Raw genomic sequence first — 514 nt, forward strand, 5'->3', positions numbered from 1 at the left:
CGGTGGAATCGGTGCCGGAAGCGTCCGTCTTCGAGGCCTCGGAATCGGAGGTCTTCTCCGGGGGCTTCGTCCCCTTGATGGAGAGGGACCCGAGACCGGAGGCCTTCGAGTTGAAGGGCACCGATGCGCCGTTCTTGGTCACCGTGACGGCCGAGGGGTTGCCGGCCTGCACGGTGATGGTGTCGGTCACCGTGTACTCCTTCTCCCAGGGGCCTGTGACGGAGTCGGCGACGTCGCTCTTACCGTCGCTCGTGACCTCGAGCCAGGTGTAGGACCCGGCGGAGACCGAGACCTTCACGACGGTGGGGACGTAGGTCTCGCCGTCCTTGGTCTTCGAGGCATCGGCGCCCGAGGCATCGTCGCCGGTCTTCGCGGACTGCGAGTCCTTGCTGGCCGAGGTCTGCTGGGCCGTCGTCTGCGCAGAAGAGGTGCCCTGCGACTGGCCGGTGGCGGCCGAGCTGCCGGAATCGGATGTCATGGCGCCGGGGGTCGTGGTGTTCTTTCCGCCGACGCA

General features: G+C 67.5%; 1 protein-coding gene. It reads right to left on the bottom strand.

The annotated features are described in order from the left end of the window. Nucleotides 1-514, bottom strand: a 514-nt coding sequence (locus ACT84W_RS10330) for a RodZ domain-containing protein (protein ID WP_444329147.1), incomplete at both ends; no start/stop codon positions are given.

The organism is Paratractidigestivibacter sp. (genome assembly GCF_052362415.1).
GTDB lineage: Bacteria > Actinomycetota > Coriobacteriia > Coriobacteriales > Atopobiaceae > Paratractidigestivibacter.